Below are 25,029 nucleotides of genomic sequence, written 5' to 3'. Positions count from 1 at the left end.
GTTAAGTTTTCTTACTATTCTCAAATTCTGTTCTTGACTGCATCTTTACTTACTGATAAGTTTACATATAAACAACTACTCAATCAACAATATGCTTTCAATCTAATAGTGGGAACAGTCATGCAGAGGTATGATATAGAGAAAGTAGCTAATGCCATCATATTAGCCCTTGACTTAGGAGTTAAAAACTTAGGCAAAACCAAGTTAATGAAGCTCCTCTTCTTTGCTGATAGAGAACATCTCAGAAGATACGGTAGGCCTATTTTTTACGACAACTATATCAAGGAAAAAATGGGACCAGTACCTTCCATAACCTATGGCATTATCAGCTCATACAACGATAAAGAGCAAGATGACTTTAGGGAGGAGGTTAAGGAGCTCCTCCAGTGGGTTGAAATAGAGGAAAAGGACGTTGGACATTCCTGTCCGATGATGCAGTTTAGAAAGAAGAAAAAGTTTGATCCTGATATTTTCAGTAAATCAGAGCTAAGGATTCTTAGAGAAGTCTTTACCAGATTCAAGGAAACGACCGCTGGGGAGATTTCTGAACTATCTCATGAGCTCCCAGAATACCGTTTAGCTTTCATGTATGATCCTATCTCTTATGAGGATATGGCTGGAGATATGGCCGATTACGTTAAGTTCTGGGAAGAGGAAAAAGAAGCTTTTGAGAGGGTCTTGAGGGGTATGTAGCTTGTTCAAATATCTTCCGATATACCGCTGGGGTGTCTACCATTGGGAAGATTTCAGGTTCAAAGACGGAAACTCTAAAAACAAGTTTTGGATAGCTTTAGTTTGCCGTATCACAGACCCTAAGGACGGTTCAGAGAAAGAGCTCCCTTCATTACTGCCTACGTCTCAGTGGGAAAAGTATAAAGACAATCTAAAACAGCTTGTAGATACGGTTGTTCTGGAGCCCGGGGAATCACGATTCTTTTCAAAGAAAACAGTTCTGGACTTAAATAACATTCAGTGGGTTAAGGAAAAGGACATTTATGTAGCAATCCACTCAGGCCGTTTGACTTATAAGGGAAAGCTGGAGGACGAGATTTGTAAGAGAGTAGAATTAGCAATTGAACAGGCTGAAACTCTAAGCCCAAGGGATATTAGGATTCTTCTTTGTAGGGAGACGGAATGAGCAAGTTCATAGACTTCTAGAAGGAGCTCACTAAGAGAACTAAAGAGAAGGCTTTAGACGTTCTCTTAACCTGTGCAGAGTGTCCTAACGGCCCTATTAACCGCTCCTGCCGAGCCTGCCCCGTCTTTAGGGACTTCTTTAAGAGCCTGAGCAAGGAAGACCTGAACTTTCTTTTTGACGTTCTGGAAGAGGATACGCCATCGTGAACTTGAGGGTCCTTCTGGCCTTTCCTCTTGCGGGAGCAAGCCGCAGGAAACGAGCGAATTTTGTGCTGAGTTTTGCCGTGTCGTCGTCGGGTTCTAATGAACTCAGCGATAGCGTTCTATACGATGAAACATAGAACAGAATTTATACAGAATTGAACAATAAGTACACAGATATACACTATTAGTACTCTTCAAAACTCCCTTCTATTGCTATGATCTATTTCGTTGAACAGTTCCAAATCCAGCTTCAGAAATTTTCAAAGTCTAAATGGGTTATAGCATTAACTATATCTATTCCGTATTCTTGAGTAAAACCTACAAAGAGAGTTGTAAAATAATCTATTAGTACTTCTATACACTCGTTTCGGCGTTTGGGGAGAAGTTCCCTCTCTAGGGGAAAATGAACCTTTAAGATATAGTAAGGTTTGCCTAAATAAGTACTTTCATCAATCCAAGCAAATTTATATTTCTCCAATATCTGTAGTTCTTCTAATAAAGTCTTATCAGAAATTCCAAGCTTTCTCTGTAATATCATTAAGTCTATATTTACAACACCATCCCAAAGTTCAGGATTCGAAGAAAGCGCTACTCCTAAGAAGTTACGTGATACTCTGGGCAATTCCTTAAGCTTATGGGCAAACGCTTTAAATACTTGTTCTATGGCTTTTCTATCTCTCTTTCTTTTACAGTCATCATCCTGTCTTAAGTATCTTAGAAAGTTCTCGAAACTTCCCATTCTTTCATGGGGAATTTTCTCTAAGTATTTCCTATAGTCTTCAGAAAGCATTCCCATTTCATCAGGAACTTCCAGTTCTAATTTAACTTGTCTTGATTCCTTTTCTATAAACTCATATAAGTCTTTCAGTATGTCAAAATCTAAGTCCAAAATATCCTTAGCTATATCATTTAAATCAAGAACTTTGCAATGAAAGGGAATTTCAAGTTTTATATTTTTAGATGTTTGCCATCCAGCTATGCTTATAATCCAAAGTTCATTTAGAGTAATATTGGTATTTTCTACATTTTCAATAGTCTTCTTTATCTTTTTCTTATCGGTTCTTATGGTTATTTGAACACCTATATTGTTTTTTTCATCTATTAAATCGATACCAGGGTAGTTTACCTTTTCTTTGTTGAGGTTCCTGAAAGTATATCCTTTAGGAGAATAAACCCTATTTAAGAAATGCAACATGAAATCTTCTAAATGTCTAGCAATATCATAAAGTCCGAGCTTAGCTCTGAATTTAGCTTTACTTGAAATTTCCGATAAAATGTCTAAAACAGCTCCTATGTAATAGCCTCGAGTCATAAACCTTCCCTTCTACAGCTTGACCGCATCTTTACATCTTGGTAAGTTTACATATGAACATTCACATCTGCAATAACTAGAGCATCAATTATTTGTAGAAGCATATATAGTTTTAAGATAGGAGCTTTAGATGCCTGGAAGTGCTTTGACGTTGTTTAAGTTCGCTACTCTCGAGAACCACATAATTAAGAGTCCGAAAGCTAAGAGAAGGCTTATTGCCTTTGGATGGTATGGAGGTAAGTTTAGCCATTTAAATTGGATTCTGCCTTTATTACCTTATACACCACAGTACTGTGAACCATTTGGGGGTTCGGCTGCAATACTTATAAACAGATTGCCTGTTCCTATTGAAACTTATAACGATATAGATGGAGAAGTCGTTAACTTCTTTAGAGTTCTACGAGATAAGACAGAGGAACTTATAAAAGCTATTTCCCTAACTCCATTTTCCAGGGAAGAGTTTAGGAAGGCTATAGAAGAACCTACTGAGAATCTATCTGATGTAGAAAGAGCAAGGAGATTCTACATAAGGGCAAGGCAGGTTAGAACAGGATTAGCACAAACTGCTACTCCAGGAAGATGGGCATACTGTGTGAAAGCTAAAAGTAGTAGAAGAGGAATGGCTGGTGCAGTATCCCGGTGGCTGGGAGGAATAGAGGATTTAGAACTGATAGCTGAAAGGCTTTTGAGAGTTCAGATAGAAAATGATGATGCTTTTGAGGTTATCAAGCGATATGACGATGAGGATACCCTCTTTTATTGTGATCCTCCATATCCTCATTCATCAAGAAAGGATAAGAATGCTTATGCTTATGAGATGACAGAAGAGGAGCATGTAAAGCTTGCTGATTTATTACATTCTGTAAAAGGTAAGGTGGCTATTTCTGGTTATCATTGTGACTTGATGGATGAACTATACAAAGATTGGTATTGTGTTGAAGCTCCTGTTAAAAAATGTCATAGCAGTAAGGGGTTAAGACAGGAAGTATTGTGGATGAATTATGATCCAAGAGAAGTTTTAGATGGTAGGTTAGATTATGGCATTCAGGATAGATAAGAAGAAATGTTTAGAAGTCTTAGAACAACTTTATAAGAAAGCTGAAGAAATACAAGCTCCTGTTGCATTGCCTGAAGATATTGGCGAACAACTGGAGGTTTTGATAAGAAGTTCAGTAGGAGCTCCTCTCCGAGTTCTTTTAGCTTTACTTATGGCTAAAATAATCAATCCTCAGGTAAACATTCTTTATCCCTCGACAAATGCTAAGGAAGTTCCTGAGGCTTTTTCTGGAAGAACAGTAGATGAACACTGCATACAAGCTTTAATAGACATCTTCAAATTACCCCTTATGCAAACTACAGGATTTTTGACTCCGACTTTTAGAACTCCAGCTCTTCCTATACCTGAGAATCTGGGAGATGTTATCCAGAAGAATGTAACAATTTATAATGCTTTTTCTAACATTATTCATAGAATTCAAAATGGTGACCTAAAAGCTGAAGATGTTCTAATTGAAACTCTACGTAGACTTATTAACTTGAAAAAAGAAAGAGAAGCTGAGATAAAAGGAAAATTGAACCAGCTTAGTAAGGAAGATTTAGATTTTTCTGCAGAGGATATTGTATCTATTATCAGCCAACTTTTATCTATTCCTAAGCACAAAACAAGTCGTATTCCTGTTCTCGTTATAGCTGCTTTGCATAAAACGCTTGAGGAATGCTTGCAAGAAAGACTCAAACCTTTAGAAAATCACACAGCTGCTGATAGTAAAACTGGTGCTTTAGGAGATATAGAACTTGTTGTTGATGATGGATATGTAGTCAGAGTTTACGAGATAAAGGACAAAGTAATAACAGAAACTGATATTAATAAAGCTTTAAAGAAAATATTAAAATTGAATAACGATAAAAGAGCAAAATTAAGACAATATCTGTTTGTTACCACAAAGAGTATAGAAGATTCCATACTATCAAAGGCGCATGAAATTTATAAAGACTTAGGTGTTGAAATGACTATCTTAGACTGTCTTGGATTTACCCGTCACTTTCTACATTTATTTTTCCCGTTTAGATTGATGTTTATTAATAACTTAACAGAATTTGTGATGAGAGAACCAGACAGTTCAGTTAGTCATGCTCTTAAAGAGTATTACATAAGTTTACTTAATATTTACAAACATAAAGACCATTAGCATGAATCCTATTGCAGAAGCTAAATTTACATAAGACACGTCCTAAAAAAACGAAGAGAAGATACTGGAGTTTCTGGAAGTTCTGAATGATTCTAATGCTGGGATTACCATTGGTGAAGAAGAAGTAAGAAAGACTATGCAGGAGCTTTAGGAAGGGGAGGGGCTTATAGAAAAGTGGATAGATATACCAATACTTACGTTCCGAGGGGCTTTAAAGAGCTTAACCTTATAGAGATGGCTGATAAAAAACTTCTTAGGTTGTATCTTATTTTGCAACTGAAAATTAAGGAGATCTCTAATGGTTAAGATTATAAATTTTGAAGATGAATAGTTTAGAAAGGCAGTCCAGAGAACCTTTGAACTTATGGAGATTTGCAAGGAATGTCCTCACTTTGGAGTTCCTGATAAAGTCTGTAAAGCCTGCCCTCATATGCGGGAGTACCTTTCACATTCAAGTTTGAGCAAGGAAGATATTGATTTCTTTTTCAGTATTACGGAATAGGAGAAGAGAGCGGTGAGATTGCTTTTGACACTTATTCTTAGTTTTCTGCTGATTATTCCAGGATATGCTAAAGAGTGTTACAAGCTTCTTTACGTCATTGATGGAGACACTATAAAAATCCTTTATCACGGTAAAAAAACATCTGTAAGGCTTTTAGGTATTGATACCCCAGAAAGCAGGAAAAACAGAAGGGCTTATTACCAGGCAAGAAGGAATCATCAGGATGTAGAAACTATCGTCTATTTAGGGAAGCAAGCTAAAAGACACCTTAAAGAGCTCCTTGCTGGTTACAAGCAAGTCTGTCTTGTCTATGACCAGAACAATGTCTATCACAATCATAGAGACAGATACGGGCGGATCCTGGCTTATGTCTACACTCCAGATGGGAAGTTCATTAATAAGCTAATGTTAGAGGATGGTTGTGCCTACCTGTTTACTCGGTATCCTTTAGAGCCAAAATATGAGAAAACCCTAAGACAGGCTTTTAAAAAAGCGATTGAAGAAGGAAAATGACTTTGGAGATAAATTAGATGGAGGGGAGAGATGAAAATCCATATTAGACCTTTAGATGAAATTGGCATAAGGTATGATATTTTTCTTCATGTTAACGATGCTCAAAAAATTGTGGATGCTATTAACACAGGCAGGACAGAGCATATACCTTTAACAAAAACTGAGGAAAATGCTTGGGCTTGTGTAAATGGAAACAAAGTTGCCATAAGGATTCCCTCACAAGGAGGAGGAACGGGATATTTTAACAAGGATGAAGTTTTAGAACAGATTATAGAGAAGCTCAGTAATTTGGAAGATATAGATTATTAATCTTCAACTTAAGAACTTGCACTTAAACATCAGAGTTCTTTGTTGATGCGTAGAACAACGAAGAAAATTAAAGCAATTTTTATGATAAAGCACCCGTCTTTTGTGCGATTTAGCCTTGATCATGTTATCGTAAAGTATTCCTTTTATTTGTTCTTATATTAATTCAGGTGAAGTGTTATAATCGAAATAAAGATAAGGTAGAGGAGTTTATTAGTAAGCCGGTTACAAAGATAACTTTAAGCTAAGCTAATAGGGGGAGAGTAGTGGGTTTACGAATGAGGGAGGATTTTAAAGTTTTTAGAGATCCAATACATGATTTGATTTCTTTTGATAAGCAAGAAGAAAAAGTTTTACTGGACATTATTAATACCCCTACTTTCCAAAGATTGAGAAGGATAAAGCAATTAGGATTCTCCGAGTATACTTATCCCACAGCAACTCATAATAGATTTTCTCATTCTATAGGTGTATCTCATTTAATAGGGAAATTTTTTGATAATCTTGGATATGTACCTGAGAAAGTAAAATTTAAAGTAGTAGTTGATGAGGAAGAAAAAGAAGTTAATTTGGGGAAAGACGAACTCAAACTTATTTTGAAGATTGTCGGATTACTTCATGATATTGGACATGGGCCATTTTCTCATGCTTTTGAAAGACTAATGAAAGAAGGTTTTTCGCATGAGACTATGACTATCAGAATCATAGAAAACACAGAAATAAGAAGTCATATAGAGGAGTATTTTGGGGAAGATGGAAAGTTCATCGTTAAACTCATAACAGATATAATAGAAGGGAAAATATCCAGTGAACATTATTGGGTCAAGGAGATTATTTCAAGCCAGCTTGATGCAGATAGAATGGATTATTTACTGAGGGATGCCTATATGTGTGGTGTATCTTATGCTTCATTTGAGCCTGATTGGTTAATTATGCACATGGAAGTTAATGAAATACCTCAAGAAAACAACAGATTAGGGATAGTAATAAATGCGAAAAAAGGATTACATTCCGTAGAGTCTTTCATAATCTCCAGATATCATATGTACGAGCGTGTTTATTTCCATAAAACTACAAGGGCATTCGAAAGTGTTCTTGTCAAACTTTTTGAAAGATTGAAAGAACTAAAGGACGAGTGGGAAGATCTCTTTGTTGACGATTATTTAATAAGGTTTGTAGAAAATCCAGAGAAAAATCTTGAATATTTCTACTTTTTAGATGATGCGTATATGGTATCATACTTTAATAGATGGATTCAATGCAAAGATGAAATACTTTCAAAACTGTCCCAAGCTCTTGTCTATCGTATACCTCCAAAACTTAGAAAAGAAATATCTTTTGAGAACCATGATGAACTTCAGGAATATCATGAGCTTATAAAAAATCTTGAAGGAAACAGAGGAACATACTTTTTCTATGTAGATAATTACAAACTAGTAGCTTATAAGGATCCTTACCTGCTGGGGGAAAAATCCGCTGAAAGGGCAGAGCATATATGGGTGAAGTACAGGAATCAAATTCAGGACTTGGCAGAAGTTTCCCACCTGGTAAAAGGTTTAAGAAACAAAACTCTCAGAAGAACAAGAGTTTATGAATATAGAGAAGAGATAGCGTAAATTATTTGGATGCAAAAGGAGGTTGATAATGAATCTTGTTCTTTACGATAAGGATCTAAACAGGATAGCTTCTTTAGTAAAACTTTGTTCAGAAATAGTAGGAAGAAAAAAACTACAAAAGTTAGTTTTTGTACTAAAGTCATTAGATATTCCATTTACCGAAAGATTTAAACTGCACTATTTTGGTCCGTACTCTTCGGATCTTCAATTGGAACTAGATGAGTTAGTTTTGTTAGATGTACTAGAAGAAGATAAGAGAAACATGTCATATGTTTACACTGTCAAAGATGAATCAGTTATTGAAATTCCAGAGGATCTTAGGAAAGTAAAGGAAATTATACATTTACTAAACAGTCAGCCCGCGGATCTTCTAGAACTTCTGGCCACTTATCTATATTTACTCAAGACAGAAAGTAGCGAGTCAATAGCAAGAAAAAAATTAGGAATTTTAAAACCACACCTTATAGACAAACTTGAAGAGGCACTAAAACTTTGGGAAGAAATTAGATCGAAGTATCAAACTTAACTATCTGATATTCTTGCATTAACATATTTTCAGAGGGCTAAGACTCCCAGTCGGTCTTAGCCCTTATTTTATTTTGGAGTCTTTTACCCCTCCCAACGCCTTCAGGGTGGTTGTAGTAGTTGGTGTAGTCAATCAAGAAGAAGATTTTGATCCTGAAAAGCTTCTCTAATACCGATACGACTAAATCCATTCCTGCGTATATTTTGAGTAGTTATACTCATCTATTAGTTTTAACACTGGTTCTGTGTAAGGCAATTGGAGGGATTTCACGTATAGAGCAAACCGTTTCATAACTTTCATAAATTTAAGATATTTTTCTCCAGCTTTCTCTGCTTTATACCAAGTGCATTTGTAGGCTTTGCTTATCTTATCATCCCACAGAGGAAAGAAGTTAGGAGCCAACAAATGTAGAGCTTTAACAACTGATACCGGAGATCTTTTTTCTTTTCCATTTGAGCTGATTTTTGTGGCCTCTAAAAGGCTATCAAAGATTTCTTTCACTATTCTCTCATTATGAGGGGAGCAAAAAGTAATATCTTTTTCCCTAAATTCGTTTAATTTATCTAAGTTATTCCTTATAAATTCTTCTAAAGAATCAAAGTCAAGCTGACCATATCTATAAAAAGGTGAGTTCCAGGTGAGCAATAATACTCCTAGAGAATTTGCCATATTTTCTGCATCTCCCCAGAATTGCTTCATCAAACAAGAAGAGACTTTATACATTGCATTTCTTTTCTCATATTGTCTATAAGCTTCTATTCCTTTTATAAACTCATCTTTTGTAGGAAATGTACACATTTTCCCGCCTCCAAGTTTTATAAGATAAATGTATCATAGCTTATAAGACTCCCAGTTGTCTTATCATCGACAGTCCCAACCCGGTTTCTTAACCCCTTCCCCTCCCAACCTTTCCTGCCAAAGCCTTTAGTCTGATCATCTAAATTCCCTTAGGTTGAGTTTGTACCCTTAGGGGGAATCTCTCAATCATTAAGAACAGTTCTAACCTTATGATTGATCTCCAACTCAGGAGCCTGCACTAACCATTCCCAAGGCGTAACCCATACATAAGTTCTTTCGCATTTCCTTAAATCAACGTTAGCTCTCAGCCATTCTAAAGCCTTCTTCTCATTAGAAGCTATACGCCCTTCCATTTCTCTTTCAGAAAGCTCCTCTTCGGGCTCAAATTGGAGTTCCATATTATTGTTCTCCTCGTCTTCAAAGATTACCTGATCTGATTTGTGAAGAGGAGCTAAAAGCTGAATGATTACAATCTTTTCTTCTTCGTTAACTGGACTGGTGAGATTTTTAATCTCCTTTTCGAGACTTTCCAGCTTTCTCTTAAGATTCAACTTTTCCTCCTTTAGCCTACATTCCCACCGGAAAGGTCTATTTGACCTCTTCTAATGACTTTCTCTAATTCAACCGATAAGTTTTCTATATGCTTACGTATTTTGACGTCTATTGTTATCTCCTTAACCTCGTCAAGCTTTCGTTTTATCTTTTCTATAATTGGTGTAGCTTCATCTTTAGCCTTAATCTCAATAGTTTTTCCAGTAAGCTTGTTGAGCTTATCGGCTATATCTGAAAGCTCGGAAACATCTCCATCAATACTTAGAGTAATTCCTTGGTTTTTAAGTTCGTCTATTGCAAACTTTAGGTTGTTAATCTCGGTCTTTATCTGGTTGATAGTTTCAGTAGTCTTATTTACTACCTTAAGTTCTATGGGCATTAAAGCTTTGATATAGTTTATCTCTGTTTCGATGAACTGAAACTTTTCCTTTGCATCTCGGAAGTTTTGATCTGAAATCAGCTTATCAGACTTAGAACCACTAAGAAGTTTCTTCTTCTTTTCTTCAAAGTAGTCTGAGTTAAAAACTCTTGAGAGCTCTTCTAAGTCATCTCTAAATTGCTCTAAAACACTTTCCTTACCTTCAAATTGAGAGAGCAAATCAAGGTAATTCTGGAAGGTCTCTACATATTCCTCGGCAGCCTTGACATCTTCGTTGCTCCAAGCTTCGTTCCATAAATCCTGAAGTTTGTCTTTAACATAATTGTATTGTTGCTCTGGTGTCATTAATTGCCAGTTAACCTTTTCCATTATTCCTTGCAGTTCTTTCTGAAAGCTTTCAGCTGCCTTTTTCTGTTTATCCAGTGCAGAAAGCGTTTTCTGTAAAGCAGAGCTAAGATTATTCTGAGCATTGGCAAACTGATTAGTTGTATTCGTAGCTCCTGACATTGTTTGTTGAAAGACGTCAGTCTTTTTATAAGCTTCTTCAAGAATACTTTTAAGCTCGTTATAACCATTTTCTAACTTTTTTATAGTATTAGTGGTTTCCTGTATAGCTTGTTCAAACTCTTTAGATTTCCCCTCAAAAGCATTTAAAGCTTTAGCGGCTCCAAAGAGTGAAACAGCCATTCCAGGTTTTCTTGAAAGTAAAGCTACGGATCCCCCTATTCCAAGTAAGCCAGAGAGAGTTTTTCTATGGTCTGCAATAAACTTGGAGGTTTCCAAAAAGCTCAGCTTTGCCTGTTCCATTAGAATTGGAATTCTTGCAAGAGTAAGAGTAGCTCCTTCAAAAGCTGTGGTAATGGCTTCACCTGTTTTTTTCGCCCATTTATCAAAATCACCTGTCTTTTTTAATTGCTCTATCTTTTGCAGGGTTAATTCCAAAACATTTTCTAAATACTGGAAAACTCCGGACTGCATTACTTCGTTTTTGAATTGAGTCCAATAATCGGCAAGATTGGAAACCATGCCTTGGAATGTATGAGACAATCTTTCCATACCGCCTGCAAACTTATCGCTCCATATCTCCATAAGGGCCTTTTGAATTTCTTCAGCAGACTTCCGAACAGTTATAGATACTTCTTTTCCAGCCTTCATGTAGTAAAAGGTTATTTGATCAGCAGTAGTCTTAGCTCTTACACCAAATTCTTTCAGTCTCTCAAATTCACCGTTTATGGCGTCAGCTAAGGCTTCTACTGCCTGGTCAAGAGATTTACCCATTGCCGAGGCTGTATCACCAAGAACCCTCAGAGCTCCACTTGTTGGATCTATCCCGTAGGCTTGGAGCTTAATGAAGGCTTGTGTAACCTCTTCAAGCTCGTAAGGTGTCTTAGCGGTAAAATCCGAAATCCATCTCATAGCCATTTGGGCTTTTTGAATAGAACCGGTAGTTGTTTCCAACTGAACTCGGAACTGCTCAAAAGCAGAGGCAGTGTCAATAAAAGACTTAGCGAGCATTCCAAAGCCAGCAGTTCCACCAACAAAAGCAAGTGTTTTTTGTAGGGAATTAAAAGGATTAAGTACATCGAATGTCTTTTTTGTTAAAGAGGAGATTTCATTGGAAAGCTTTTTGAAGGTAGAGCTCGCTAAATCTTGAGCCTCTATAATGATTTTTAATTCCTGTTCACTAAACTGCATTATTTCCTCCCAAGTAACCTTTTAGTGAGTGGTATCCTCTTTTGAGGATTCTTTTACTCCCAGCTCAGGAATCTCAATTTCCCAGCCTTTAGGAGTAACCACGGCAATAACTATTTTGGCGTTGGGATATTCTTTTAACCTTTCAAGGAGCTCCTTTTCCTTCTGTTCTAAAGCTCTTTCCTCACTTTTAGAGAAAGTTGTTTCTCTAACAAGAACTACAAGCTTGTTATCATCTCCAGAGTGCTTTTTCAGTTCCTTTTCCAGCTTCTCAATTCTTCTCCTTAAGTCCATCCAATAACTCCTCTAACTGCTTTACTTTCTTTTCAAGTTCAAGGGTTTCGTGTGCTTTTAGAGCCGTTTGAATTGCGTAGACAATGGCATTAGCTTGTTGAGGTTTCATTCTTTCGTTCCTGACATCTTCAACTACTTGTTCCAGGATAAGGAAGATGTGCTTAGGTTTAGATAGCTTCAGCCTCTTAGGCTTGTAATTGCTCGGCATTTTCTACTCTCCTGACATCTCTCTACTTCTAAAGGTAACCCGGATTTCAGAATGCTTTTGTGAAAAAAGTGAAATAACACTTAATTTTTTACTCTGTTTTTCCCCGAAATTTCCCAATTTTTCCCTGTTCTGTATTAAAGATTTACCCTTGAAGCTTTTGGAATGGTATTAGTTGGCACTTCCAGGGGCTATCAGTCCCCCTCTCCCCTGCTGACCTCTTTTAATGTGGGTCCTTCTGACGGGTTTCAGGTGCGGGTGGGCGAGCCGCAAAAAGAGAGAGAATTTTGGTGTCGTCGTCGCCGTGTCGTCGTCAAGAACTTCAATGACTTTGTTAAGCCTAACAGAGAATTCAAAAGACTTTCCTCTTAGGGATAAGCCAATTTTTCCCATAGAATACAGCAGGTATCTTTCCTTCTTTGATGAGTTTTCTAACATATGCAACCTTGACCCCTTTTAGCTGGGCATATTCTGTGGTAGTGTAAAAGCAACTTTTCAGCTTCTTAGATATGTGATTACTTAGCGTCTTATAGTTAACTCCTAAAATTTCCGCTATCTTTTCCAGAGTTCTACCTTCTTCAATAATCCTCTCCAGTTCTCTACACGATATTTCCTGTATAATCCTTTTAGTAGGCAAAGAAATAACTTGTATTTTTCTCTCGACATTAAGGTTTCGCATTTTTTGACTCAAAGAACACACCCCAGCTCTTGCAGTGAGGAAAGAGTTGTGAAAAAAGTTGCGGTTGTGGATATAGGTTCAAATACTGTTAAACTGGTTGTTTACAGGGTAAAGGGAAAAAAGATAGAGAAGATCTACTCAGATTCCATCTATGTAAGACTTCTGAACTATTTGAAGAATGGGAAACTGACCGAAGAAGGTATTCTGAAGTTGGAGATAGTTCTCAAAGATTTTAGAGAAAAAGTTGAAGAGTTCCAGCCGAACTGCACGATAGCTTTTGCAACGTACGTTGTAAGAGCTGCTGAAAACAGAAAAGAGCTTTTAGAGAGAATTGAAGAGTATTTTAATGTTGAAGTTCTTTCTGGAGAAGAGGAAGCTTACTATTCTGCTCTTGGAGCTCTTTTAGACGTGAAGGTGAAGAAAGGACTTCTATTTGACATTGGTGGTGGGAGCCTTGAGATTTGTGAGATAGTTGACTCAAAGCCAGAAAGCTGTAAAAGTTACCCTCTTGGGACGCTTTCTTTTAAAGATTACGTGAAAAATGGATATGTAGAAGATGAGATCGGGATCAGGCGACAGATCAGGGTACTGGTGAACCCTTACGACTTCAAGATTTATGAGAGTGAGATTCTAATCGGTGTTGGAGGAAGTATCAGGCCTCTAAGGAAGATTGCTGGAAAGAGACGTATCAAGAGGAAGCAGCTTAAGGAAGTTGTTGAGAAGATTAAAAAGATGAAGCCCATTGAGATTACAGAAAGTTATGGGATTCCCGTGGAGAGGGCAAAAACAGTTACCGTTGCTGCTATAGTTGTTCTTGAGCTGATGGATATATTCAAAGTAAAAGAGTTGGTTATCTCTAAATCTGGAATCAGAGAAGGAATTGTGTTCAAAAGGGTGATTGAAGATGGAGTCTGTTAAGGAGAAAAAGGAGATAAACCTTGACAATACGAAGCTTTACATAAACAGAGAACTTAGCTGGCTTGAGTTTAACAGAAGGGTTCTGGAAGAGGCTGAGGATTTGAACAATCCTCTCCTTGAGAGGCTCAAATTCATTGCCATATTTTTCACAAACCTTGATGAGTTCTTCATGATAAGGGTGGCAGGACTCAAGAAGATGGTCTCTGCCAACATCAACAGACCTTCCTTTGATGGGTTAACCCCTAAGGAGCAGTTGAGGAAGATAGCTCAAAAGACGAAACAGCTTTTGAAAGAGACAGAAACTCAGTACAGGAAGCTTATATCGGAACTGAAGGCTGAGAAAATTTACATTCACAAGTACTCTAACCTGCCAAAAACTCTGAAGAGAAGAGCGGATAAGTACTTTGAGGAATTTGTCTATCCTGTTCTAACTCCTTTAGCAGTTGATCTGACCCATCCATTTCCTCATCTCCCATCCCTCAGCTTTAACATCATTGTTGAGATAATCTCTGAGGAGCTCAAGTTCGGCCTCATTCCTATTCCGAAAGTTCTTCCAAGGTTTGTAAAGTTGAAGGAAAAGGACAGAGAAGAGCACTATCTCTACCTTGAAGACTTAATCATTAATCACATTGGAAAGCTCTTTCCTGATCAGGAGATAAGAAGCGTTGCAACGTTCAGGGTAACGAGAGATGCGGATATCATCATTCAGGAAGACGAGGCAGATGACCTCCTTGAGGAGATAGAGAAAGGACTGAGGAAGAGGAGATTCGGAAAGCCAGTCAGACTTGAAATAAATGGTGGTTCAAACTTTATACTGAACTTCCTGAAAGATGAACTTGAGATAAAGGATTACGACATCTATAAGCTGGATATTCCCCTCAATCTTTCAGACCTCTGGAGTCTTTACAGAGAGATAGATAGATCGGATCTGAAGTTTTCACCTTATGTTCCCTACTATCCACCTCAGTTTAACATAGAGATATTCAACGCTTTAAAAAGTCATGAGTTCATTCTCTTCCATCCTTACGAATCCTTTGATCCTGTTGTTGAACTGGTTGAGGAGGCGGCGGAGGATCCCAACGTTCTTGCAATCAAACAGACTCTTTACAGAGCTGGAAGAAATTCGCCGATAGTTGAAGCTCTCAGTAAGGCTGCACAGAAAGGGAAGGAAGTAACAGCTGTTGTTGAAATAAAGGCGCGGTTTGACGAAGAGAGTAATATAGTTTGGGCAAAGAGGCTTGAGGAAGAAGGTGTCCATGTTATCTATGGAATTCCAGGGCTTAAGACCCATGCAAAGCTGTTGATGATTGTTAGAAAAGAGGAAAACGGAATAAAGAGATACGTTCACCTTGGAACGGGGAATTACAACGTTGAGACTGCAAAAATCTACTCAGATGTAAGTTATCTAACTTCTGATCCAGAGATTGGTGAGGACGTTTCAAGGATTTTCAATGTTCTTACCGGTTACTTCCACCCGCCTGAGCTCAGTAAACTCTTCATCTCTCCGGTTGACCTGAAGAAGAAAATCCTCGAAATGATAGAGGAAGAGGCAGAGCTCGGTGAAAGGGGAAGGATAATTGCAAAGATGAACTCCCTTGTGGATCCCGATGTTATTAAGGCTCTCTACAGAGCTTCTCAGGCCAGTGTGAAAATTGACCTGATAGTGAGGGGGATCTGCTGTTTGAGACCTGGAATTGAAGGAGTGAGTGAGAACATAAGAGTAATCAGTATCGTTGGAAAGTATCTTGAACATGCAAGGATTTTCTACTTCGGGGCTGGTGGTGAAGAAAAGGTCTTCATAAGCAGTGCCGACTGGATGCCGAGGAACTTCCACAGAAGAGTAGAAACCCTTGTCCCGATAGAAGATAGAGAGTTGAAAGAGAAACTGAAAACAATTCTTGAAATCCAGTTAAGAGATACTGTAAAGGCCAGAATTCTCCTTCCAACAGGAGAGTACACAAGGCCAGAAGAGAGAGAATTCAATTCCCAGGAGTACTTTGAGAGATGGGTAAGACGGATAAAGTGAGGAGAATCTTCCTGATAAGGCATGGAAAGGCAGAAAAGAGGGAGAGGTGGAAAGGAGATGACTGTGAAAGGCCTCTTACCGAAAAAGGGATAAAGGAGTTTAAGAAATTTTCTGAGTGGCTTATGCAGATTTTTCCTGAAGATTTGATCATCATTTCAAGTCCTTGTGAAAGAGCTCTAAAAACTGCCGAAATTCTGGCTGAGCTCCTAAGAAAAGAGGTTGTAGTTGAGAAAAGACTTTCTCCGGATGCTGAGCCTGAAGCCTACATGAAGGTAATAAAGAAGCATAAGGGAAATATTGCTCTGGTTGGTCATGAGCCGGATCTGAGTCTATTTCTTAATGAAATTACCTGTCTCAGTCCAAACAGAATTGCTTTTAAGAAGGGAGCGGTTGCTGAAATCTGGCAGAAAAAGGATAAATTTCTCCTTTCTGGATTTTACAGTCCGAAAATAATTCTGAAGCTGTAGTGAGGAGATGCTGGAGAGGGAAAAAATAGAGAGAATAGAAAAGGAGCTTGTAGCCTTAGATAAGAAAATTTCAAGAGTAGCAGAGACTCTTGAAAATAGAAAGCAGAACTTAGGTTTCAGTGATCTAATTCAGGAATTAACTGGAGCTGTTATCTTAGCTTTTCCCTTTGCTGCCAATGCCGATATATGGGAAATCTCAAAGAACATGTCCGATTTGCACGCTTTTGCTCTTTTAGTTTCTATGGTTTTCGGACTTTTTGTCTTTATCAGGTACTCAAACCTTGGAAACTGGAAAGTTCAAAACCTTGCAGGATTTCTTCCTCTTAGGCTTGTAACAAGTTTCTTTATCTCTCTTCTTATCTCTGCCTTTTCTCTTTTGATTTTGGGCATTTATCCAGGTATCATTGACAATACCAATTGGTTTGTAAAGACGGTTATTCTCGTTACACTCTTCTCGGTTATAGGAAGTATTGGACTTGATGCAGCAAAATAATCAGGAGGGAAAATGGAAGAGTTAAAAGGAAAGGTTGTTCTGGTGACCGGGGGAACGAGAGGAATAGGAAGGGCAATAGCTGAGAGATTTAAAGACGTTGGAGCAGTTGTTTACATCACAGGAACAAATGAGGAGAAGACAAAGGCGGTTGCAGAGGAGATTGGGGTTAACGGTGTGAAGATGGACGTTACAGATAGAGAAGAAGTAAAAAGAGTAGTTTCCGAGATTCTGGAGAAAGAGGGGCAGATAGATGTCCTTATTAATAACGCTGGAATAACTAAGGATACCCTTTTTATGAGGATGAAGGACGAGGATTGGGACAGCGTTATTAACACAAACCTTAACGGTGTTTATAACGTTACAAGGGCTGTTGTTCCAGCAATGGTAAAGAAGAGATCCGGAAACATAATAAACATCTCCTCTGTTGTTGGTTTTACAGGGAATGTTGGTCAGGTCAACTATTCCGCAACAAAATCCGCTCTTATAGGGTTTACAAAGTCCTTAGCGAAGGAACTCGGTGGTAGAGGAATAAGGGTTAACTGCATTGCTCCCGGTTACATAACAACAGATATGACTGAGAAGATCCCAGCAAAGATAAAGGAAGAGCTCCTTAAATCGATTCCTCTGAAAAGAGAGGGAGAGCCGAAAGAAATTGCAGATGTCTGTCTCTTTTTAGCTTCAAACATGGCGTCTTACATTACTGGAACGGTCATCCATGTTAATGGTGGACTTTTCTAACGGTTAGACTATAATTCCAGATTCAGCTAAAAACTTATAGGAGGTTCAAGGATGGAAAACATCGAACAGAAAGTGAAAGAGATCGTAGCTGATAGACTTGGAGTTGATCCAGATGAGGTGACACCAGAGGCTTCATTTATCGAGGACCTTGGTGCAGATTCTCTCGACACAGTTGAACTGGTTATGGCTCTTGAAGAGGAGTTTGGTATCGAGATTCCAGACGAAGACGCTGAAAAGATCCAGACAGTAGGCGACGCAATCGAATACATTCAAAAGCATCTTTAATTCCTGTTTCCTGCCCCCCAATCAGGGGGCTTTTCTGTTGATCTATCTCATTCCTACCGGTAGCCTCCTTAAATACTTTTAGTAATAGCTAAGATTTTTAAAGGAGGCTACTATGCTAATCCAAAGAGACCAATTACCTCTTGTGAACTATCAAGGAATGAATCAGGTTCACCAGAGGGAGCTTGATATTCTAAATGAGCTCTATGGGGCCATTGTTTCAGAAAAACCAGAAGAAGAGATCTCAAAACTCTTTAATGAATTTATTGAAGACGTGAAGGAACACTTTGCTTATGAAGAAGATTTGATGAAAAAGACCTATTTCTTTGCCTATGAGTGTCACTCTAATGAACACAAGAGAGTTCTGGAAGAACTCGAAAACGTGAGGAAAACCTGGGAAAAAACAGAGAACGTAAACTTTTTGAGGAATTACTTTGAAAATACGTTTAAGCCTTGGATAGTTGAACATATTTTGACAATGGACACGGTTACAGGTGAATATCTATCAAAGGTTTTAATGGGAGCTGGTGTTCTTATTCCTCAGTCTTAAAAACGTTAACAACGGCAATTGCAAACTCTCTTTCATGGGATATGCTGTAAATAAATTTCAATTTCTCACAGTTCTTAATGTTGATTGTCAGATTCTTTCCGCCGCCGGTTACAGTTATATCCCTGAAACCGACCTCTTTTCCTATGGATGAGAGCGCTTTAATAACTGCTTCCTTTAATGCAAATCGGGCTGCAATGCAGCCCGCAAATTCTCCTTTCCTTTTCTTCTGACAGTATTCAACTCCTTCAGGAAAAACCTTTTTTAGAAATCGGTCTCCATATCTGTCAAGGATTTCCTCAATTCTTCTAACCGATACTATGTCGATTCCGCAGGATAGAAGCATGGCCTATGAGTTGATTATCTTTATCATTTCTTGAACAGCTTCCTTCAGTCCTTTCAGGACTGCATTGGCAACTATTGAGTGGCCTATGTTGAGCTCTTCAATTTCTGGAATCTCTGCAACCGGTTTAACGTTTTTGTAAGTCAGGCCATGTCCGGCGTAAACCTTTAATCCTATTTCTTTCCCGAATCTTGCAGCTTTTCTGAGTCTTTCGAGTTCTTCTTTAGTCTCTTTTTCTTTTTTATCGTTAAAAGCTTCTGCATATCTTCCGGTGTGGAGCTCAATGGCGTCTGCTCCGACTTCTTTTGCTGCCCTTATCTGTTCTTCATCTGGATCTATGAAGAGGTTGACCACTATTCCAGCCTCTTTTAACCTTTCAACAGCTTCTTTTATTTTGTCTTTCTGACCTGCAACGTCGAGTCCCCCTTCCGTTGTTATCTCCTCTCTCCTCTCAGGGACAAGGGTTACCTGATGGGGTTTTACCTCAATCGCCAGATTTATCATCTCTTCAGTTGCTGCCATCTCAAGGTTTACTCTGGAATGGATGACTTCCTTTATAAGCTTTAGATCTCTTTCATTTACGTGCCTTCTATCTTCCCTCACGTGGAGAGTTATCTGATCGGCTCCGGCAAGGTCTGCAATTACTGCTGCGTGGACAGGATCTGGCTCAAAAGTTCTCCTTGCATTTCTGACTGTTGCAACGTGGTCTATGTTAACACCAAGTCTGATTCTCTTTTTCATTTTTGCCTCCAGATAGAAGTTCACTGGAAGTATAATTATAACTGCACAATCCTTCAGGGGCATTTATGATCAGGAAAGATATTGTATCCATTTTTTCTAAAGGTTTTACTCTTCTTGAAGTTATCATTGCCGTTGCGATAGCTGGTATGGCTTTCTCTGCATTTATTCTTCTCTCTGGCAAGACAGCGGAAACGACAACAATTTCTTTAAAGACAACCCTTTCAACCGTTGCTGCCCACAACGCCATAGATGAAGCAATTTACATGGGGAAGAACAAGAATGATGAAAAGGAGGATATTCTTAACTACGAAATCGAACTAAGACAGGATTTTGAAGAGTTAATGGGATACAGAATTGTGAAGGTTCAGGCAGGAACAGAAGATACTGGAATGGTGGTGGAGCTCTATGAAGCTCGTTAAAGGATTTACCCTTGTTGAACTTCTCATTGCAGTTGCGCTAACGGCTTTTGTTATCACGGTTTCATACTCGTTTTTTAACCTGATTGAGAAATCGGGCAGATTTTCTGCTGAAAACAGCGAACTGCAATCGACAATCGTTCCACTTTTCTACACATTTTTGAGAGATCTCGAATCGGTCGATAAGCGTTATGGAACGATTTCCGTAAAGAAAGATGGTAATGATAGAGAAACCTTAGAGTTTTATACAAATTCTTGCTACTACTTCAAAGGGATCTGTAAAGTGAAGTACTGGATTTATGAGAATGAAGAAAAAAAGACCCACTACTTAATAAGGAGTGAATACAGGATAAATTCTCTCTCTCCTTCCGGAATTGACATCCCCATTACATCTAAGGTTTCGGATTTCCAGGTTTTGTTTTCTCGATCTGGTGATTGGTACAATGGAACGACAGAGTCAAATCCCTATCTTTTAAAGATTGTTCTAAAGCTTAAAAAAGAGGGAGGCGAGCTCCCTCTTGTGTTTAAACTTAGAAATTGAACATTCTGCTTATTGACTCTCCAAAGTGAATTCTTCTTATTGCCTCTGCGATCATTCCTGCAACTGTTAGGACTTTAACACCTTCAAACTTCTCTCTCAGTGGAATTGTGTCTGTTACAACAACCTCTTTTATAACACCTTCTTCTACTGCTTTTGAAAGTCTCTCTATTGCAGGACCAGAAAAGACCGGATGGGTACAGGCTGCATAGACTTCTTCTGCTCCCTTTTCTTTGATAGCTCTTGCAGCGTTAACGATTGTTCCTGCTGTATCTATGATGTCGTCAATGATTATCGCCTTTTTGCCTTTCACCTCACCAATGATGTTCATAACCTCTGCAACGTTTGGTCTTGGTCTTCTCTTGTCTATTATTGCAATAGGGGAGCCTAAGACTTTTGCAAAGTTTCTTGCTCTTGTAACACCACCGATATCTGGAGAAACCACGACAGTATCTTCTCCGCCAAGTCCTTCGGAGAGGAAGTATTCTGTGAGAACAGGTCTCGCCTGAAGGTGATCAACTGGAATGTCAAAGAATCCTTCCACCTGCTTTGCGTGGAGGTCTATGACAACAATGTGGTTGATTCCAGAAACAGTAATTATGTCTGCAAGAAGTTTAGCACTGATGGGATCTCTTGGATTTACCTTCCTGTCCTGTCTTCCATAGGCGTAGTAAGGTATAACTGCTGTAATTCTTCCGGCAGAGGCTCTTTTGAGAGCATCAGCTATAAGAAGAAGTTCCATAATATTCTCATTGGCAGGGTGGCAAAGAGACTGAATGATGTAAACATCACAATCTCTTACACTTTCGTTTATTACTACCTGAACTTCTCCATCACTAAATCTCCCAACTGTTACGTCTGCAAGAGGTATTCCAAGATTTCCGGAAATGGCCCTTGCAAGTTGTGGGTTTGAACTTCCGGTCATCAATTTAACCTGTTTCATTTCTCCTCCGGATAGAGTTTAATAGTGAAGTTTCCTCCTTTCCTGAAGGAGGTAGGGGGATTTTAACATCCACAGATTAAAGATAAAACTAACGGTAGAGTTTGAATTTTTCCTTGAAAGCCTTTACGTTCTCGGCGATGTTACCTTTGAAGACTGCTGAACCTGCAACGATTATTTCTGCTCCAGCGTTGAGAACTTCCTGGACGTTATCTACTTTGATTCCTCCATCAACTTCTATACTAACATTTAAGTCTCTTTCTTTGATCATTTTCCGAAGTTTTTCTATTTTTTCTACAGAAGTCTCTATAAACTTCTGTCCTCCAAATCCAGGATTAACAGACATAACCAGTACAAAATCCACAAACGGAAGAATCTCCTCAAGTAGAGATACAGGTGTGGATGGGTTGATGACAATTCCAGCTTTCTTTCCCAGTTCCTTAATCAGAGAGATAATCCTGTGGTGGTGAACTGCTGCTTCAAAATGAAAAGAAATCCAGTCGGCTCCAGCCTTTGCAAAATCAGGGATGTACTTTTCAGGTTCAACGATCATCAGGTGAACATCAAGGGGTAAATCGGTCACTTTCCTTATACTTTCAACAACGCAAGGCCCAATTGTTATGTTTGGAACAAACCTTCCATCCATTACATCAACGTGTAAAAGGTCTGCTCCTGCAGATTCAGCCTCTTTTATGTCCCTTTCAAGGTTTGCAAAGTTTGCTGAGAGAATTGAAGGGGCAAGAAGCGGCATGTGAAATCCTCCAGAAGAGTTCACGGAATTCTACCAAATAAAAAAAGGGGGCAAAGCCCCCCGAATTATATCAAGTAACAGTTAAGGAGTTAGTTTTCTTTTCTTCTCCTGAGGAATGCAAGCGGTAGCAGTCCAAGAAGACCGGAGATTGCTCCGCCCGGTCCTGCAGATGGAGTCATAGAACATCCACCACCTCCACTACTTGTTGAAGAATCCGCTGTTAAAGGTTCTTCTACAAGAGCAACGGTAACTGTGTTATCTGCTCTGTTTGGATCAATCGTTACAAATAGAGTATTTCCTGAAACATCCTTATTAATTACACTTCCTTTATCTGTTGTGACGGTAAGCTTAGCTGAGTCGAGTCCTGTTATGTCAAACTCTACTGTAAATGTAGAATTTGCAACCACCTTAATGGCTGCAATTACTTTTGTTTCTTTTGGAAGAGAAAGTGCTTCTACAACCTGTAGCAATTCATCCTTAGTATCTGGTACATCGGTAATATCGATTGTTGCGTTTTCGACTTTTACTTTGATCTCAACGTTCTCTGAAGGAATTTCTATAGTTGCGTTCGTTTCACTTACGTTGGCCGTTATTTCTTCAGGAACTTCTACAGCAGGAAATTCTGTTTCAGCAGTAGTTGTTTCCTCTCCATACCCGGCTTCAATGAGCTCTGCTTTTACGTGTTCGGCATACTCTTCTAAGGTTGGAGCTCTGTCAATCTTCTTGTCAAAGTAAGTTGCGTTTTCAACCTCAGCATCGTATGGGAAGTATAAAGGTGTTGTGCTTGTAAAGAGGGGACCTTCAAGTTCTGTTGCCTTGATTCCATGACATTCACTGCAGGTGAGAGCCTCCTCAGCAGGTCTTATGTTGTGGCTCATTCCAAAAGCATCTGTTGTTGCAACGAGTTTGACCTCAACATTTTCTTTTCCAGTTGCAGAAGAAATAACTTTCTTAAGAGTATTTATTGCGGCTTCTACTTCTTCCTTCGTGTTAAGCTCCGGATCACCATCTTGATCGAGAACTCCATTCTTATTGTAATCAATAGGTTCTGTATCATCGGTAATCTGAACATCTACTCCTTCGGTGTACGTGCCGTCTAAATCCACATCTATGTAGTTAGGAATAGCTCTCCAGAGGGTGTAGTTCCCACTATTCAGGTCTTCATCATCTGCGATAATTCCGCCTTTGACAACCTTAATGTTAAGGATGTTTAATGTTTCTCCAGTGTTTGTAGTCGCTGGACTATACTTAGGTTGTCCAGTTAAAGGATCTATCTCTACCTTCATGTATTTGGTTGGTAGGTTAGGATTAACCTTGAACGCTTTTGCAAGATACCTTGCAAGAACAGGCTTGAATTCTCCTGAAGAGTTATCCACAAAGAGCAGAACTCCCATTGCGTTTACTGGTTTGATTTTCCACTTAACCTCTCCAGTCTCAAAGTCTCTTTCTGGAAGCCATGCAATATCTTCATACTTACCATTAACAGGATCGCCGTAGAGATATCCATGCTTGTCAAGTCCCCAGAATGTGATTGAATCTGCGTTGCCAGTAACAACAAACATTGGCAATGACCAGTCTATGAGTTTAACCCTGTAGAAGTATTTTTTACCAATGTGACAGGTTGTACAGGCAACTTTGTCTATGTGAATTCCAGCAGCAGGACCAAAGTACGCCGAATGGAAATTGGCAGCATCTTCATGACATTTTTCACAGGTCAGGCTTCCCCCAACCTGGTTCCACATTACACTAAATGCAGGTCCACAGCTACCTTTTGCAAAGTCGTGAGATGGGACTAAAGTCGTGGAGGATGGGAAATATCCATCTCCGATATATTCATGGCTAACAGGCTGGTGACACTCAACACATCCTTTTCCTGCTACTTTGTGAACATCTATATTCTTGCTATCTTCAGCAAACTGCCATACAAGTGCTTCTTTCATAAAGTCCGGATGCATGAATTTTAAGTCTTTAACCTGAAGGACAAAGTCAAGTGGATTTACTCCATCGTTGTTTATGTCTTCAAATCCCTTAGAACCGTGACAGTGACCACAGTGTTTATCTGTTGCTGAACCAATTACATCATCTCCAATAGTTCCATTGTTTATATATGTGATAGTTAAATCAGTTGCATTTACAGATGCAATTCCTCCTCCAACAGCATCCGCTGCAGCAAAGTAAGGTTTTCCAACAGCTTTACCGTTTAAAGTTGTTCTGAACTTTAAAGTTCCAGTTGCTGCTGTATCCCAGCTCTCGATCAGTTTTTTAGAGTGACAGTAAAAACAGGTAGGAGCCATTGTATTGTTCACTTTTTGTCCATTTACTTCTAATTTCCATTCAAAAGGTAAAAATTCCTTATTTTGGGTTTCTGGATTTACTCCAAATGTGGCGTAATCACCCGGAATTTTTCCAGCCTCAAAGTCGGCTTGAATTTCCGAAAGGGCTTTTTGATGGAGAAATACGTCATTTCTGTCCTTTTCCATGGGACCACCACCTGGGTGGCACATACCACATTTCTTTGCATAATCTGGAGTTGTGAGATCTATAAGTCCAGGATTGGTTCCTTCTTGTGGCGCCAACTGGCGGTATGCAGGTGGTCAGAGCTTTCCATACATACCCATGTCGAGCTTTGTTAATTCTTTTGGAAGACCCTTTGTGAACTGAGTGTCACCGTACTTGTTGTAGTAGTTCTTTTCGTAAATTTCTTTTGAGAGAATTGCGACTCTTCCCTGCTGGAAGTGGTAGGCTGTGGCGATGAAATCAATGTCGTGACAGGCACTACAGCTTTTCCTGATGTCTACAGGTAGTCCCGATTCTGACACGGGGTTCCCAAATTGGTCTTTAAGGGTTACGTCTGGGTGAGTTGCTATGGCGCTAATAGTAGATGATAGTATAAAGACCAGCGCCATACCAAGGATTTTCCTCATG

32 protein-coding genes are annotated in these 25,029 nt (G+C 38.9%); 18 read left to right on the top strand and 14 right to left on the bottom strand.

Going from position 1 to position 25,029, the window contains the following annotated elements; genetic code table 11:
• The first annotated feature begins 120 nt into the window (after positions 1–120).
• Both ACYQ3A_RS11130 and ACYQ3A_RS11125 read left to right on the top strand, forming a co-directional pair.
• The gene (locus ACYQ3A_RS11130) at positions 121–693 is read left to right on the top strand and encodes a Panacea domain-containing protein (RefSeq protein ID WP_459897398.1); all 573 of its coding nucleotides are present in this window, start codon (positions 121–123) and stop codon (positions 691–693) included.
• A 1-nt stretch (position 694) separates the two neighbouring features.
• Complete coding sequence (locus ACYQ3A_RS11125; protein ID WP_459897397.1) at positions 695–1,138, top strand: hypothetical protein; 444 nt, start codon at positions 695–697, stop codon at positions 1,136–1,138.
• A 453-nt stretch (positions 1,139–1,591) separates the two neighbouring features.
• Here the strand turns inward: ACYQ3A_RS11125 and ACYQ3A_RS11120 are convergent, their stop codons facing one another.
• Positions 1,592–2,653, bottom strand: a complete 1,062-nt coding sequence (locus ACYQ3A_RS11120; RefSeq protein ID WP_459897396.1) for an SMEK domain-containing protein — start codon at positions 2,651–2,653, stop codon at positions 1,592–1,594.
• Positions 2,654–2,783: 130 nt separating this feature from the next.
• Here ACYQ3A_RS11120 and ACYQ3A_RS11115 point away from each other — a divergent pair, with 130 nt between their 5' ends.
• From ACYQ3A_RS11115 to ACYQ3A_RS11085, 7 genes are all read left to right on the top strand, one after another.
• A complete protein-coding gene (locus ACYQ3A_RS11115) occupies positions 2,784–3,710 on the top strand; it encodes a DNA adenine methylase (protein ID WP_459897395.1) in 927 nt (308 codons plus the stop codon).
• Positions 3,691–4,842: a restriction endonuclease, SacI family gene (locus tag ACYQ3A_RS11110; protein ID WP_459897394.1), complete on the top strand. Its 1,152-nt coding sequence runs from the start codon at positions 3,691–3,693 to the stop codon at positions 4,840–4,842. Before ACYQ3A_RS11115 ends, ACYQ3A_RS11110 begins: the two co-directional genes overlap by 20 nt.
• A 174-nt stretch (positions 4,843–5,016) precedes the next feature.
• Entirely contained in the window at positions 5,017–5,148 is a 132-nt protein-coding gene (locus ACYQ3A_RS11105; protein WP_459897393.1) for a hypothetical protein, read from the top strand.
• Between the two features lie 208 nt (positions 5,149–5,356).
• Positions 5,357–5,857, top strand: coding sequence for a thermonuclease family protein (locus ACYQ3A_RS11100; RefSeq protein WP_459897392.1), 501 nt, complete (start codon positions 5,357–5,359; stop codon positions 5,855–5,857).
• A gap of 30 nt (positions 5,858–5,887) precedes the next feature.
• Complete coding sequence (locus ACYQ3A_RS11095) at positions 5,888–6,166, top strand: hypothetical protein (RefSeq protein ID WP_459897391.1); 279 nt, start codon at positions 5,888–5,890, stop codon at positions 6,164–6,166.
• 263 nt (positions 6,167–6,429) lie between these two features.
• Positions 6,430–7,779, top strand: a complete 1,350-nt coding sequence (locus tag ACYQ3A_RS11090) for an HD domain-containing protein (RefSeq protein WP_459897390.1) — start codon at positions 6,430–6,432, stop codon at positions 7,777–7,779.
• A gap of 28 nt (positions 7,780–7,807) precedes the next feature.
• Positions 7,808–8,305 (top strand): YwgA family protein, encoded by a 498-nt coding sequence (locus ACYQ3A_RS11085; RefSeq protein WP_459897389.1) that lies wholly within the window; start codon positions 7,808–7,810, stop codon positions 8,303–8,305.
• 37 nt (positions 8,306–8,342) lie between these two features.
• Here the strand turns inward: ACYQ3A_RS11085 and ACYQ3A_RS11080 are convergent, their stop codons facing one another.
• The 7 genes from ACYQ3A_RS11080 to ACYQ3A_RS11050 all read right to left on the bottom strand — a co-directional run bounded on the left by ACYQ3A_RS11080 (position 8,343) and on the right by ACYQ3A_RS11050 (position 12,904).
• The gene (locus ACYQ3A_RS11080; RefSeq protein WP_459897388.1) at positions 8,343–8,495 is read right to left on the bottom strand and encodes a hypothetical protein; all 153 of its coding nucleotides are present in this window, start codon (positions 8,493–8,495) and stop codon (positions 8,343–8,345) included.
• Positions 8,486–9,103, bottom strand: coding sequence for a hypothetical protein (locus ACYQ3A_RS11075; RefSeq protein ID WP_459897387.1), 618 nt, complete (start codon positions 9,101–9,103; stop codon positions 8,486–8,488). The genes ACYQ3A_RS11080 and ACYQ3A_RS11075 overlap by 10 nt, the downstream gene beginning before the upstream one ends.
• Before the next feature lie 182 nt (positions 9,104–9,285).
• On the bottom strand, positions 9,286–9,654 hold the full coding sequence (locus ACYQ3A_RS11070) for a hypothetical protein (protein WP_459897386.1): 369 nt from the start codon (positions 9,652–9,654) through the stop codon (positions 9,286–9,288).
• Positions 9,655–9,665: 11 nt separating this feature from the next.
• Entirely contained in the window at positions 9,666–11,729 is a 2,064-nt protein-coding gene (locus ACYQ3A_RS11065) for a tape measure protein (protein ID WP_459897385.1), read from the bottom strand.
• A 21-nt stretch (positions 11,730–11,750) separates the two neighbouring features.
• Positions 11,751–12,020, bottom strand: coding sequence for a hypothetical protein (locus tag ACYQ3A_RS11060; RefSeq protein ID WP_459897384.1), 270 nt, complete (start codon positions 12,018–12,020; stop codon positions 11,751–11,753).
• Positions 11,998–12,228 carry a hypothetical protein gene (locus ACYQ3A_RS11055; RefSeq protein ID WP_459897383.1) on the bottom strand — a complete coding sequence of 77 codons (231 nt, stop codon included), beginning with the start codon at positions 12,226–12,228 and terminating at the stop codon, positions 11,998–12,000. Before ACYQ3A_RS11055 ends, ACYQ3A_RS11060 begins: the two co-directional genes overlap by 23 nt.
• 349 nt (positions 12,229–12,577) lie before the next feature.
• On the bottom strand, positions 12,578–12,904 hold the full coding sequence (locus ACYQ3A_RS11050; RefSeq protein WP_459897382.1) for a helix-turn-helix domain-containing protein: 327 nt from the start codon (positions 12,902–12,904) through the stop codon (positions 12,578–12,580).
• A 48-nt stretch (positions 12,905–12,952) separates the two neighbouring features.
• Between ACYQ3A_RS11050 and ACYQ3A_RS11045 the strand changes: the two genes are divergently transcribed.
• The 7 genes from ACYQ3A_RS11045 (at position 12,953) to ACYQ3A_RS11015 (ending at position 18,378) form a co-directional block, all read left to right on the top strand.
• Positions 12,953–13,822 carry a Ppx/GppA phosphatase family protein gene (locus tag ACYQ3A_RS11045; protein WP_459897381.1) on the top strand — a complete coding sequence of 290 codons (870 nt, stop codon included), beginning with the start codon at positions 12,953–12,955 and terminating at the stop codon, positions 13,820–13,822.
• A complete protein-coding gene (gene ppk1, locus ACYQ3A_RS11040; protein WP_459897380.1) occupies positions 13,809–15,848 on the top strand; it encodes a polyphosphate kinase 1 in 2,040 nt (679 codons plus the stop codon). The genes ACYQ3A_RS11045 and ppk1 overlap by 14 nt, the downstream gene beginning before the upstream one ends.
• Positions 15,827–16,315 (top strand): phosphohistidine phosphatase SixA, encoded by a 489-nt coding sequence (gene sixA / locus ACYQ3A_RS11035; RefSeq protein WP_459897379.1) that lies wholly within the window; start codon positions 15,827–15,829, stop codon positions 16,313–16,315. The genes ppk1 and sixA overlap by 22 nt, the downstream gene beginning before the upstream one ends.
• Positions 16,316–16,322: 7 nt before the next feature.
• Positions 16,323–16,808 (top strand): DUF2391 family protein, encoded by a 486-nt coding sequence (locus tag ACYQ3A_RS11030; RefSeq protein WP_459897378.1) that lies wholly within the window; start codon positions 16,323–16,325, stop codon positions 16,806–16,808.
• 12 nt (positions 16,809–16,820) lie between these two features.
• A complete protein-coding gene (fabG, locus tag ACYQ3A_RS11025) occupies positions 16,821–17,546 on the top strand; it encodes a 3-oxoacyl-[acyl-carrier-protein] reductase (RefSeq protein WP_459897377.1) in 726 nt (241 codons plus the stop codon).
• A 51-nt stretch (positions 17,547–17,597) separates the two neighbouring features.
• Entirely contained in the window at positions 17,598–17,831 is a 234-nt protein-coding gene (gene acpP, locus ACYQ3A_RS11020) for an acyl carrier protein (protein ID WP_121169529.1), read from the top strand.
• Between the two features lie 112 nt (positions 17,832–17,943).
• Complete coding sequence (locus tag ACYQ3A_RS11015; RefSeq protein ID WP_459897376.1) at positions 17,944–18,378, top strand: bacteriohemerythrin; 435 nt, start codon at positions 17,944–17,946, stop codon at positions 18,376–18,378.
• Here ACYQ3A_RS11015 and acpS read toward each other — a convergent pair.
• Both acpS and pdxJ read right to left on the bottom strand, forming a co-directional pair.
• Positions 18,362–18,721: a holo-ACP synthase gene (acpS, locus tag ACYQ3A_RS11010; protein WP_459897375.1), complete on the bottom strand. Its 360-nt coding sequence runs from the start codon at positions 18,719–18,721 to the stop codon at positions 18,362–18,364. The genes ACYQ3A_RS11015 and acpS overlap by 17 nt on opposite strands.
• A gap of 3 nt (positions 18,722–18,724) precedes the next feature.
• On the bottom strand, positions 18,725–19,459 hold the full coding sequence (gene pdxJ, locus ACYQ3A_RS11005) for a pyridoxine 5'-phosphate synthase (protein WP_459897374.1): 735 nt from the start codon (positions 19,457–19,459) through the stop codon (positions 18,725–18,727).
• Positions 19,460–19,524: 65 nt separating this feature from the next.
• On the opposite strand from pdxJ, the gene ACYQ3A_RS11000 reads away from it, so the two are divergent.
• Positions 19,525–19,878 carry a type IV pilus modification PilV family protein gene (locus ACYQ3A_RS11000; protein ID WP_459897373.1) on the top strand — a complete coding sequence of 118 codons (354 nt, stop codon included), beginning with the start codon at positions 19,525–19,527 and terminating at the stop codon, positions 19,876–19,878.
• Positions 19,865–20,416 (top strand): prepilin-type N-terminal cleavage/methylation domain-containing protein, encoded by a 552-nt coding sequence (locus ACYQ3A_RS10995; RefSeq protein ID WP_459897372.1) that lies wholly within the window; start codon positions 19,865–19,867, stop codon positions 20,414–20,416. The genes ACYQ3A_RS11000 and ACYQ3A_RS10995 overlap by 14 nt, the downstream gene beginning before the upstream one ends.
• On the opposite strand, the gene ACYQ3A_RS10990 is transcribed toward ACYQ3A_RS10995, so the two are convergent.
• From ACYQ3A_RS10990 to ACYQ3A_RS10975, 4 genes are all read right to left on the bottom strand, one after another.
• On the bottom strand, positions 20,406–21,356 hold the full coding sequence (locus ACYQ3A_RS10990) for a ribose-phosphate diphosphokinase (protein ID WP_459897371.1): 951 nt from the start codon (positions 21,354–21,356) through the stop codon (positions 20,406–20,408). The genes ACYQ3A_RS10995 and ACYQ3A_RS10990 overlap by 11 nt on opposite strands.
• An 88-nt stretch (positions 21,357–21,444) precedes the next feature.
• Entirely contained in the window at positions 21,445–22,104 is a 660-nt protein-coding gene (gene rpe, locus ACYQ3A_RS10985; RefSeq protein ID WP_459897370.1) for a ribulose-phosphate 3-epimerase, read from the bottom strand.
• 89 nt (positions 22,105–22,193) lie between these two features.
• Positions 22,194–24,680: a cytochrome c3 family protein gene (locus tag ACYQ3A_RS10980; RefSeq protein ID WP_459897369.1), complete on the bottom strand. Its 2,487-nt coding sequence runs from the start codon at positions 24,678–24,680 to the stop codon at positions 22,194–22,196.
• Between the two features lie 18 nt (positions 24,681–24,698).
• Positions 24,699–25,028, bottom strand: a complete 330-nt coding sequence (locus ACYQ3A_RS10975; RefSeq protein WP_459897368.1) for a hypothetical protein — start codon at positions 25,026–25,028, stop codon at positions 24,699–24,701.
• Between the last annotated feature and the right edge of the window lies 1 nt (position 25,029).

This window comes from Desulfurobacterium crinifex (genome assembly GCF_054656775.1).
Note: the sequence above shows the minus strand (reverse complement) of the source record. Positions and strands in the feature narration are given on the sequence as shown.

Excerpts from the sequence above, each read along its gene's own strand:
- ACYQ3A_RS11130 (WP_459897398.1), top strand. The coding sequence starts at position 121 with ATGCAGAGGTATGATATAGAGAAAGTAGCTAATGCCATCATATTAGCC.
- ACYQ3A_RS11120 (WP_459897396.1), bottom strand. The coding sequence starts at position 2,653 with ATGACTCGAGGCTATTACATAGGAGCTGTTTTAGACATTTTATCGGAA.
- ACYQ3A_RS11115 (WP_459897395.1), top strand. The coding sequence starts at position 2,784 with ATGCCTGGAAGTGCTTTGACGTTGTTTAAGTTCGCTACTCTCGAGAAC.
- ACYQ3A_RS11110 (WP_459897394.1), top strand. The coding sequence starts at position 3,691 with ATGGCATTCAGGATAGATAAGAAGAAATGTTTAGAAGTCTTAGAACAA.
- ACYQ3A_RS11095 (WP_459897391.1), top strand. The coding sequence starts at position 5,888 with ATGAAAATCCATATTAGACCTTTAGATGAAATTGGCATAAGGTATGAT.
- ACYQ3A_RS11085 (WP_459897389.1), top strand. The coding sequence starts at position 7,808 with ATGAATCTTGTTCTTTACGATAAGGATCTAAACAGGATAGCTTCTTTA.
- ACYQ3A_RS11080 (WP_459897388.1), bottom strand. The coding sequence starts at position 8,495 with ATGGATTTAGTCGTATCGGTATTAGAGAAGCTTTTCAGGATCAAAATC.
- ACYQ3A_RS11075 (WP_459897387.1), bottom strand. The coding sequence starts at position 9,103 with ATGTGTACATTTCCTACAAAAGATGAGTTTATAAAAGGAATAGAAGCT.
- ACYQ3A_RS11065 (WP_459897385.1), bottom strand. The coding sequence starts at position 11,729 with ATGCAGTTTAGTGAACAGGAATTAAAAATCATTATAGAGGCTCAAGAT.
- ACYQ3A_RS11060 (WP_459897384.1), bottom strand. The coding sequence starts at position 12,020 with ATGGACTTAAGGAGAAGAATTGAGAAGCTGGAAAAGGAACTGAAAAAG.
- ACYQ3A_RS11055 (WP_459897383.1), bottom strand. The coding sequence starts at position 12,228 with ATGCCGAGCAATTACAAGCCTAAGAGGCTGAAGCTATCTAAACCTAAG.
- ACYQ3A_RS11050 (WP_459897382.1), bottom strand. The coding sequence starts at position 12,904 with ATGCGAAACCTTAATGTCGAGAGAAAAATACAAGTTATTTCTTTGCCT.
- ppk1 (WP_459897380.1), top strand. The coding sequence starts at position 13,809 with ATGGAGTCTGTTAAGGAGAAAAAGGAGATAAACCTTGACAATACGAAG.
- sixA (WP_459897379.1), top strand. The coding sequence starts at position 15,827 with ATGGGTAAGACGGATAAAGTGAGGAGAATCTTCCTGATAAGGCATGGA.
- ACYQ3A_RS11030 (WP_459897378.1), top strand. The coding sequence starts at position 16,323 with ATGCTGGAGAGGGAAAAAATAGAGAGAATAGAAAAGGAGCTTGTAGCC.
- fabG (WP_459897377.1), top strand. The coding sequence starts at position 16,821 with ATGGAAGAGTTAAAAGGAAAGGTTGTTCTGGTGACCGGGGGAACGAGA.
- acpP (WP_121169529.1), top strand. The coding sequence starts at position 17,598 with ATGGAAAACATCGAACAGAAAGTGAAAGAGATCGTAGCTGATAGACTT.
- ACYQ3A_RS11015 (WP_459897376.1), top strand. The coding sequence starts at position 17,944 with ATGCTAATCCAAAGAGACCAATTACCTCTTGTGAACTATCAAGGAATG.
- acpS (WP_459897375.1), bottom strand. The coding sequence starts at position 18,721 with ATGCTTCTATCCTGCGGAATCGACATAGTATCGGTTAGAAGAATTGAG.
- pdxJ (WP_459897374.1), bottom strand. The coding sequence starts at position 19,459 with ATGAAAAAGAGAATCAGACTTGGTGTTAACATAGACCACGTTGCAACA.
- ACYQ3A_RS11000 (WP_459897373.1), top strand. The coding sequence starts at position 19,525 with ATGATCAGGAAAGATATTGTATCCATTTTTTCTAAAGGTTTTACTCTT.
- ACYQ3A_RS10995 (WP_459897372.1), top strand. The coding sequence starts at position 19,865 with ATGAAGCTCGTTAAAGGATTTACCCTTGTTGAACTTCTCATTGCAGTT.
- ACYQ3A_RS10990 (WP_459897371.1), bottom strand. The coding sequence starts at position 21,356 with ATGAAACAGGTTAAATTGATGACCGGAAGTTCAAACCCACAACTTGCA.
- rpe (WP_459897370.1), bottom strand. The coding sequence starts at position 22,104 with ATGCCGCTTCTTGCCCCTTCAATTCTCTCAGCAAACTTTGCAAACCTT.
- ACYQ3A_RS10975 (WP_459897368.1), bottom strand. The coding sequence starts at position 25,028 with ATGAGGAAAATCCTTGGTATGGCGCTGGTCTTTATACTATCATCTACT.